This is a genomic window from Psychrobacter sp. HII-4 (assembly GCF_904846595.1).
Lineage (GTDB): Bacteria > Pseudomonadota > Gammaproteobacteria > Pseudomonadales > Moraxellaceae > Psychrobacter > Psychrobacter celer.
This window is the reverse complement of sequence record NZ_CAJHBJ010000023.1, coordinates 34207-42913: the sequence shown is the minus strand read 5'-3', so window position 1 is coordinate 42913 and position 8707 is coordinate 34207. Positions and strand designations below refer to the sequence as shown.

Below are 8707 nucleotides of genomic sequence, written 5' to 3'. Positions count from 1 at the left end.
GCGTGTAGCTAACCTGTACTAATTGCTCGTTTGGCTTGACCATACAACACCCAAGTGGTTTGTATCAAGCATTATATCGATATCACCGTTATCCTTGATTCAGTTAGGATAAGTGATACTTAAGTCATTAAGTAAAACACACAGACTCATATCTAACCCCCTTTGCTGACGACAATAGCACGATGGCACCACCTGATCCCTTCCCGAACTCAGAAGTGAAACATCGTTGCGCCAATGGTAGTGTGGCTCCGGCCATGTGAGAGTAGGTCATCGTCAGCTCTCTATTCTAAGAAGAGTCATCCTTAACCGGGTGGCTCTTTTTTTTATCTTTAATTTAGTCATTATCATGTGACCTACGCAGCTATTCCTATTTAAAGGAATAGCTCTTGCGAACCTAAAATTGGCATGCAATTTTTTAACGGTTCTCAGGTCATCGTCAGCTCCCTATTCCTAAAGCCCCAACATACTAAAGTATGTTGGGGCTTTTTTATGGGTTAGCTGTTATTGGCTTTGGTTTTAGTAAGCGATTTTTGACTTGACAACAAGTTTATACATCCAAAATGATTTGACTTATATCATTATAACTGCTAATTTTAAATAGTAATATTTATTACAGGTCTATAAAAGGATGTTTTAGGCTTGTAACGTCATAAATGATTTGACGAGATAAATACTAAGTTTGTCTTTGACCTTTATTCTTACAGTTATCAAAAGGAATTGATAATGAAGTTAGCTCCCCTTTTTTCGATTGGTGCATTAGCTGCCGCGAGTCTTTTTGGTTGTTCAAATCAATCTGCGGATAGTACCGATGGTGTATCAGCAAATTCTCAAGAAACCACTGTCCTACGTTTTTCTCATTTTTGGCCTGCAACCTCCTCAATCAGTACAGAAGTTTTTGAGCCATGGGCCAAGCAAATCGAAACTGATTCTGATGGCCGATTAAAAGTTGAGCTATACCCTTCAGCAGGTCTTGCAAAAGCTGACGTGACCTATGAGTCCGCTGCTAAAGGCACCATAGATATCGGCTCACAAGCGCATGGTTATACCAGTGGACGTTTTCCATTAACGCAGATCACTGAGCTTCCAGGTTTGTCTAATTCTGCCACACAGATGGGCTGTATGCTACAAACCCTCTATGATGACGGCACCTTGGCCGGTGAGTATGAAGACTCACATCTCCTCTTTATGTATGGTGCTGGACCTGGCTCTTTGCACACGACCGATAAGCTAATACGCACGCCAGCAGATATGAAGGGCATGCGTATTCGTCGTCCTTCTGCGGTCGCTGGTGATATCATAGAAAGTGCTGGAGCCTCGCCTGTGGGTCTGCCTGCCAATGATATGTATACTTCTTTACAGCGCGGTGTCGTTGATGGTTTGAGCTTTCCGTGGGAAGCTGTGACAGCTTTTAAAATAGACGAAATCACCAAGTATCATACCAATATTCCTTTTTATAGCTCTGCCCTGATGGTCACGATGAATAAGGACAAATACGACGCCCTGCCTGATGATTTAAAACAAGTTCTTGATAACAACTCAGGCATGGCGCTTGCCAAAAAGGTAGGTGAAGTATTTGATAAACATGACGATATGGCAATAAAAGCGGCTCAAGCTAAAGGCGATGAGATTGTGGAGATTCCAGATCCATTAAATGATCCGGATTGGCGAGGTCCGTTATTAGAAGGCACAAAGAAATATCTCAAAGATGTAAATGCTTTGGGCCTAGATGCAGATAGTGTCTACGAAAAAGCCAAAGCCGCCAGCGCCGCCTGCAAGGTCTAACCTAAAGGAGTCGCCGCATGGCCTACTTGGTCAAAATCAGTACCTTCATCTCACGGCTATGTCAGCTCATCGGTGGTATCAGTCTGATCATCATCGTTTTGACAACCATGCTAGATGTTACCGCCCGTTATATCTTCAAGCTCACCGGTGGTGAGTTTGGTTTCACTGTCAAAGGCAGCGTCGAGATTGTTTCTTATTTTATGCTGTTTGCGCTATTAGCTGCCTTTGCCGCTTTTGTCGAACGCTCACAAATCATTGTTGATGTTTTCACCCAAAAGATGCCCAAGTCTATCAAAGGCTATATGATGGGCGTCTTTATGCTGGGGTTCTTTATCATCGGTATCGTCTTTGCTTGGGGGCTGTTTGAGAGCGCCGTTGATGCTATCGAGTTTGGCAAAGTTACCCAAGATTTGCGGGTTTCAATGATGCCCATTTATCTTGTCAGCGCCTTTTTAAGTGCTTTGCTGGCCATTCGATCCTTGATCGAGTCCATCAATATCTTTAAGACAGGCGAGTTTTTTGACGCTGAGGAGACAGGCGCATGAGTCCAGAAATCGTTGGAGCCATCGGCTTAGTTGTCATGATCCTACTCGTCGTCTTACGAGTACCCGTTGCCCTTGCTATGCTTGGTGTTGGTCTGGTCGGCTTTGGCGCTGTGACGGCACCGAGTGGCGCTGTACAAATGCTCAAAGACCTCCCCGTCGACGTCTTAGCCAAATATGACTTTAGTGCCATTCCGTTATTTATCTTGATGGGCGTTTTTGCCACTCATTCTGGTATGGCAGGCAAATTGTTTGAAGCAACCCGCACCATCTTTGGCGGTGTTCGGGGTAGTTTGGGAATCGCCGGTATCGGTTCATCGGGTATCTTTGCCTCAATCTCGGGATCATCGTTAGCGACCGCCTCTACCATGACCAAAGTGGCCTTACCACAAATGGAGAAGTATGGCTATCAGCCAGGCTTTGCCTGCGGCATTTTAGCGGCTGGTGGTACGCTTGGAATTATGATTCCGCCCAGTATTGCCTTACTGGTTTATGCCATTTTGACCCAGCAGTCGGTCGGTGACATGTTTATTGCAGGGTTTTTGCCCGGTATGCTAGGTATGGTCATGTATTCGATCACTGTCATGATCATGGTGCGCTGGAAACCACACTTGGCGCAGCGCGGTGAACCTACCTCATGGAAAGCCAAGCTTGTAGCGTTGACAGGACTCATTCCCTTTAGCTTTATCTTCATCGTTATTATCGCTGGTATTTTCTTTGGGTTGTTTACCCCAACGGAAGGCGCTGCTGTCGGGGCGTTCATTTCTTGGGCTTATGCATTTGCCAAAGGCATGCGTATGAAGGGACTGAAGCAGTCGTTGATTGAAACCTTAGCATTATCTGCAGTGGTGTTTTTCATGCTACTAGGTGCAGAGGCACTGGGCTACTTTATCTCAGTCTCTAGATTGTCATATACCTTAGCGAGCTGGATTGGTACCTTGGCAGTGAGTCCAATGGTGGTGCTGATTTGTATTTTGATCATGTACTTCTTATTAGGGCTGTTTATGGATGCCTTGGCGATGCTGGTCATCACCATTCCGGTGGTGTATCCGATCATTATAGCCTTAGGGTTTGATCCGGTATGGTTTGGTATCATTGCGGTACTGACGGTAGAGCTTGGACTGATTACGCCGCCGATGGGCATGAACATCTTTGTGATTAAGGCGATGGCACCGCATATTAAGCTGTCTGATATGTTTCGAGGGGTGGCGCCGTTTATTGTTTCCGATGTGATTCGCTTGGTGATTTTGGTGGCGTTCCCTGCGATTTCTCTAGTACTGCTAGCATAACCTTTCTCAGATAATAGTCTAAACGGTAACTGTGTTTAAATGGCCATATTGTTTATAAAGCAATATGGCTTTTTTGTTGTAATAATTGAACGATCACGCTTGCTATCGGTGCTAGCGCCAGTCATAAAAGTGCCATATATCTTCTGATAGCGCCTTGTTACAATAAACCCTACCATGGAGCCTGACAAGTGAGAGCCTTTTATTATGGCAGTTGATTTTAGTAATACGTTGATTGTAGCGATCTCTGCAACGGCGCTGTTTGATTTAACGGAGTCTGAGAGCTATTTGTCGCAGTTATTAGCGCAGCATCCTGATACGGCCATTAAAGCGTTTCGCGATTATATGACGGAGCGCGAAAACGATCCTTTAAGCATTGGCGCAGGCTATCCCCTGATAAAAGCGCTGCTAAACCTGAACAGATACTGTCAGGCTGAGAGTCAAGAAACTGAGCTAGAAGCGCCGCTGGTTGAGGTGGTTATCGTCTCAAAAAGCAGCCCTGATACTGGTATTCAGGTTCTCAATGCCATTCGTGAGCATAGCCTCAATATTTCTCGATCGGCTTTTATCTCAGGTAGCCCGGTGGCGCCTTATATCGATGATTTTAATGTGGACTTGTTTTTGACCACCAATCGCGAGGACGCGCAGCAAGTTGCGGATGCCAATATTTGTGCGTGTGCCATCTTGGATGCGACGCCTGTCAACACTTATGAGCTGGATACTCAGCAGCTGCGTATCGCTTTTGATGGTGATGCGGTGCTCTTTGATGACTCAGGTGAGCTGCTTTATAAGCAAAAAGGGTTACGCGCCTTTCATGACCGTGAAGCCAAAATGCGGGATTTGCCGATAGAGAAGGGGCCGTATGCCGAGCTCTTGATTAAGCTCTCAAACTTGCAAGAGCGTCTGCCGGCGGGGCTTAGCTACTCTCCGGTAAAAATCGCTCTGGTGACCGCTCGCAATGCCCCTGCCGATCTGCGGGCCATCAAAACATTGCGAGAGTGGGGCGTCAATGTCGATATGGCGTTTTTTTTGGGTGGACTAGAAAAGACAGCGGTGCTCAGAACCTTTGCGCCGCATATCTTTTTTGATGATTCAATCCAGCATATCGATGCGGCGCGCCGTTTTATCCCAACGGCTTTGGTGCCTTATCATTCAGCCTCATTGCTGCATGGTGATAGCTATTTGGCCGCTGATAAAGAAAACAGTCTGCTATTTATACCAGTTCCACGTTGACAGACAACGTATAGTTAGCTGAATGTAAAACTGTTATGGATTTAAACGCGCTACTGGTATAAATTTTACTTGCGTGCTGCGTTCCCAGAGGCTGCGCAACTTACGTTTAAAAATAGCATCCCAGTAGCGCTATGACATTTTTAGAGTGTATCGACTATATCTGTTTTATTTAGAATCGACTATAGCATAAATATTAAATACAAAGCATAGAGTCAAGGGCAGGTCACGATATGAATGGGCAGCAGTTATTTTCTCTCATCATGACACGGGTCAAACAAGTCATCGGACTATATGCTTTTGTGCTGATGCCGATGTGGGGGATGTTTTTTTTAAATGAAACGGTCTTTTTTGGCATCTGGAATGTGTTTGGTATTGTACCGCGCGCCTTAGATGTGGGTAGCATGATAGGGGTAGTCGCTTCATGGACAATGCACGGCAACTTTTCTCACTTATTGGGCAATACCATCACGTTGTTGCAGATTTTATTTTTGTTTGGCTTGTTTGAAAAAAACGCCTATCGTACGGTGATTAAGCTGGTGATTGCCTCAGGGCTGGTCACTTGGGTCATTGGTTCGCCGTCTTCTATTCATATCGGCGCATCGGGGCTATGCTTTGCCATGATTGGGTATATGATCGGCGGCGCGGTATTTGCCAGACGTTGGGGTTACCTGCTCGCTTGTATTATCATGGGTACAGGCTATTGGTTGATTATCAAGCAAGGTTTGATGCCGCAGCAAGGCATTTCATTTGCCGCGCATTTCGGCGGCTTGTGCGCCGGTCTGCTATTGGGTGCCAACTCCAAACATACCTATCAGGTAGGCTCTATACGCTAAACATGCCAGAGGCGTTATGGATTACTATCTGTGCAAACACGGATAAATAAAGAATCCGCCTTGGTCAATGGGTGCCATGTGCTGGTTTGCTGCACATGTTCATCAAGCGATAGGGTATTGCCTGCTTTTGGCAGTATATAATCTGCACGCGCAGGCGCTGCGCAATCGATGACTTGCGGGATTTTTTGTACGCTTCTACGTCTTTCAAACAAATAAAGAGTGACTAAGTGCATATCGGCATTGTCTACTTGGACACGGGCATTTTTGATATCTGCGGCGATAAAACGCAGTATTTGCGGCTTGACATAAGACCAAGGCCGAAACCAAGTGCGACTCTCTGCTGTTTTTACCACCTCTACGCCCGCGGGTAACTTGCTGACCTGCTGAGAATACCAGTTATATTCTTGATGAATTTGGAAGGTAAAAATGCCAATCGCTGCAAAGAGTGGCACCAGCCACTTTGGCGCGCGTTTGCCCGCCAGTTTACTAAGGTGAGTTATGATCAGTGCCAGTCCAGCCATACCAAACGCTGCGGCCATGGTGGCAATAAACTCAAAAAGCATAAAATCTTCCTTCTTAATGGGTTAGGGCGGTTTGCGTTTTATTTAGGCAAAAACAAATCTGGCAACCATCCAAAACTTATTCTGCACCTAAAGGGATAAAAAAATCACTCACAAGCAGCGCCTGCCTGTGAGTGACACTTTACGTATGATATCTATAATCATTCCAAGAAAAAAAGTGACGTTCAACATTTATCCTTTTAGCGTGGTTTGATTATAGAGCCCACATGGCTCGTACGCCTAGTGGTCGATGGCACCGCCAGCGCCGCGCGGAGAGCGAACACTTTCAACCAGCTCTTGGATGTGCAGCGGTGGCGCTTTTGTCGAATAAGAAACGATAAAGGCGACTGCAAAGTTAATCAGCGCGCCAATGGCCCCAAACGACAGCGGTGAGATACCAAACAACCAGTACTCTGCGGTATCGGGGAAGTTGGCAGTACCACTGATAAAGAACCAGCCTTTAAAGACAAAGATATATACCAAGGTCGTGATAAGGCCGGCGAGCATCCCGCAGATAGCACCTAAGTTATTAATACGCTTAGAGAAAATACCCATCATCAGCGCGGGGAACAAGGAGGCACCAGCGATACCAAAGGCCAAGGCCACCACCTGTGCGGCAAACCCTGGCGGATTTAGGCCAAGCCACGTTGCCACCACAATCGCAATCGCCATAGAGATTCGAGCAACTTGTAGCTCTCCTTTATCAGTGATGTTTGGGTTGAGGTTTCGTTTGATTAAGTCGTGACTAATGGCAGACGAGATGGCCAGCAACAATCCTGCCGCAGTCGATAGCGCAGCTGCCAAACCACCAGCAGCGATAAGACCTATCACCCAAGGTGGCAGCTGAGCAATCTCTGGGTTGGCTAAGACTAAGATATCGTTATTGACATCCAGCTCATTACCCGCCCAACCTGCTTCAGCAAAGCGTCCATCAAGCTCTTGGTCGTGAGCGGCTTGCGCCTTGGCGACTTCTGCTGTAGCAGCGGTGACATCGCCACCTTCTGCTTCAGCGGTGTTAAGGGCTACTTGAGCGGCACCAAGTCCACTGTCGTTATACATCTGGATACGACCATCATTGTTTAGATCGTTATACTTGATAAGCCCTGTGTCTTCCCATGTTGCCATCCAGTCTGGACGTTGATCATACTCTAAAGATGCTTCTGCAACCCCTTGTGGATAGACCGTATCAATGAGGTTTAGACGAGCCATCGCACCTACCGCTGGAGCAGTAAAGTACAATAGTGAGATGAATACTAGTGTCCAACCCGCTGTCCAACGTGCATCGGCCACTTTAGGAACGGTAAAGAAGCGAATGATAACGTGTGGTAGGCCAGCTGTACCAATCATAAGTGATAGCGTAAACAGTACCATGTTAAGCTTGTTTGGCACATCAGCAGTATAAGCAGCAAAACCAAGATCAGTGACTACTTGATCAAGCTTGGTCAAAATAGGCACGCCGGACTCAGCATGCGTAGAAAACAGACCCAAACCTGGAATAGGGTTGCCGGTCAGCTCAAGCGAGATAAAGACAGCCGGAATGGTATAGGCAATCATCAAGACGATGTACTGAGCGACCTGTGTATAGGTAATGCCTTTCATACCGCCTAGTACTGCGTAGAAAAACACCACTACTGCGGCAATGAGAAGACCTGTGTCATTCTCCACTTCCAAAAAGCGAGAGAAAGCAACACCTGCACCAGTCATCTGTCCGATAACATAGGTGGTCGATGCCACAATCAGACAAACCACCGCAATCATCGCTGCTGTCTTGGAATAAAAGCGATCGGAGATAAAGTCTGGAACCGTAAACTTACCGAATTTACGTAAGTATGGGGCAAGCAACATAGCGAGTAGTACATAACCGCCTGTCCAGCCCATCAAATAAGTTGAAGCACCATAACCACCAGCAGCAATCAAACCTGCCATGGAGATAAAGGACGCCGCACTCATCCAGTCAGCAGCGGTAGCCATACCGTTTACAACTGGATGTACGCCGCCGCCTGCCACATAGAATTCACTGGTGGTCCCAGCACGTGCCCAAATCGCGATACCGAAGTACAGCGCGAAAGACGCTCCTACAAAAATAATATTAATTATATATTGGCTCATGCTCTATTCCTCGTCTACGCCGTATTGTTTATCCAACTTATTCATACGCCACGCGTAGAAGAAAATTAGAATGATAAATACGCCAATGGAACCTTGCTGAGCGAACCAAAAGCCTAAGTCAGTACCACCGATTCTGATACCTGCTAAGAGGGGACGCAATAAAATTGCGAATCCATAAGAACATAGTGCCCAAATGATTAGGCTACCTAAAATGAGACGGACATTGGCGCGCCAATAACCGGATGGATCGTTGTGGTTTTCCATAGGACAACTCCTTTTGTCTTACCTAAAATATCATGGTTGATCTCAGTCTCGTCAGTCTGATAAAGACATCTGACAAGCACGTACTGACGATCAGATAA

Annotated in this window: 8 protein-coding genes and 1 rRNA gene; 6 read left to right on the top strand and 3 right to left on the bottom strand. The window is 46.3% G+C overall.

All coding sequences use genetic code 11. The annotated features are described in order from the left end of the window. The first annotated feature begins 164 nt into the window (after window positions 1-164). The 6 genes from rrf to JMX98_RS10320 all read left to right on the top strand — a co-directional run bounded on the left by rrf (window position 165) and on the right by JMX98_RS10320 (window position 5676). Window positions 165-279 (top strand): 5S ribosomal RNA (gene rrf, locus JMX98_RS10345). Window positions 280-723: 444 nt separating this feature from the next. Then, complete coding sequence (locus JMX98_RS10340) at window positions 724-1782, top strand: TRAP transporter substrate-binding protein (protein ID WP_192993282.1); 1059 nt, start codon at window positions 724-726, stop codon at window positions 1780-1782. Window positions 1783-1799: 17 nt separating this feature from the next. Next, a complete protein-coding gene (locus JMX98_RS10335) occupies window positions 1800-2327 on the top strand; it encodes a TRAP transporter small permease (protein ID WP_201586380.1) in 528 nt (175 codons plus the stop codon). After that, window positions 2324-3613: a TRAP transporter large permease gene (locus JMX98_RS10330; protein WP_201586379.1), complete on the top strand. Its 1290-nt coding sequence runs from the start codon at window positions 2324-2326 to the stop codon at window positions 3611-3613. Before JMX98_RS10335 ends, JMX98_RS10330 begins: the two co-directional genes overlap by 4 nt. A 204-nt stretch (window positions 3614-3817) precedes the next feature. Next, a complete protein-coding gene (locus JMX98_RS10325) occupies window positions 3818-4843 on the top strand; it encodes a 5'-nucleotidase (RefSeq protein WP_201586378.1) in 1026 nt (341 codons plus the stop codon). Between the two features lie 230 nt (window positions 4844-5073). Next, window positions 5074-5676, top strand: a complete 603-nt coding sequence (locus JMX98_RS10320; RefSeq protein ID WP_201586377.1) for a rhomboid family intramembrane serine protease — start codon at window positions 5074-5076, stop codon at window positions 5674-5676. Between the two features lie 14 nt (window positions 5677-5690). On the opposite strand, the gene JMX98_RS10315 is transcribed toward JMX98_RS10320, so the two are convergent. From JMX98_RS10315 to JMX98_RS10305, 3 genes are all read right to left on the bottom strand, one after another. After that, window positions 5691-6239, bottom strand: a complete 549-nt coding sequence (locus JMX98_RS10315; RefSeq protein ID WP_201586373.1) for a hypothetical protein — start codon at window positions 6237-6239, stop codon at window positions 5691-5693. A gap of 237 nt (window positions 6240-6476) precedes the next feature. Further along, window positions 6477-8345 carry a sodium:solute symporter family protein gene (locus JMX98_RS10310; protein WP_105244242.1) on the bottom strand — a complete coding sequence of 623 codons (1869 nt, stop codon included), beginning with the start codon at window positions 8343-8345 and terminating at the stop codon, window positions 6477-6479. Between the two features lie 3 nt (window positions 8346-8348). Further along, entirely contained in the window at window positions 8349-8609 is a 261-nt protein-coding gene (locus JMX98_RS10305; protein WP_105244241.1) for a DUF4212 domain-containing protein, read from the bottom strand. Between the last annotated feature and the right edge of the window lie 98 nt (window positions 8610-8707).

Coding starts and splice junctions, on each gene's coding strand:
- JMX98_RS10340 (WP_192993282.1), top strand. CDS start 724: ATGAAGTTAGCTCCCCTTTTTTCGATTGGTGCATTAGCTGCCGCGAGT.
- JMX98_RS10335 (WP_201586380.1), top strand. CDS start 1,800: ATGGCCTACTTGGTCAAAATCAGTACCTTCATCTCACGGCTATGTCAG.
- JMX98_RS10330 (WP_201586379.1), top strand. CDS start 2,324: ATGAGTCCAGAAATCGTTGGAGCCATCGGCTTAGTTGTCATGATCCTA.
- JMX98_RS10325 (WP_201586378.1), top strand. CDS start 3,818: ATGGCAGTTGATTTTAGTAATACGTTGATTGTAGCGATCTCTGCAACG.
- JMX98_RS10320 (WP_201586377.1), top strand. CDS start 5,074: ATGAATGGGCAGCAGTTATTTTCTCTCATCATGACACGGGTCAAACAA.
- JMX98_RS10315 (WP_201586373.1), bottom strand. CDS start 6,239: ATGCTTTTTGAGTTTATTGCCACCATGGCCGCAGCGTTTGGTATGGCT.
- JMX98_RS10310 (WP_105244242.1), bottom strand. CDS start 8,345: ATGAGCCAATATATAATTAATATTATTTTTGTAGGAGCGTCTTTCGCG.
- JMX98_RS10305 (WP_105244241.1), bottom strand. CDS start 8,609: ATGGAAAACCACAACGATCCATCCGGTTATTGGCGCGCCAATGTCCGT.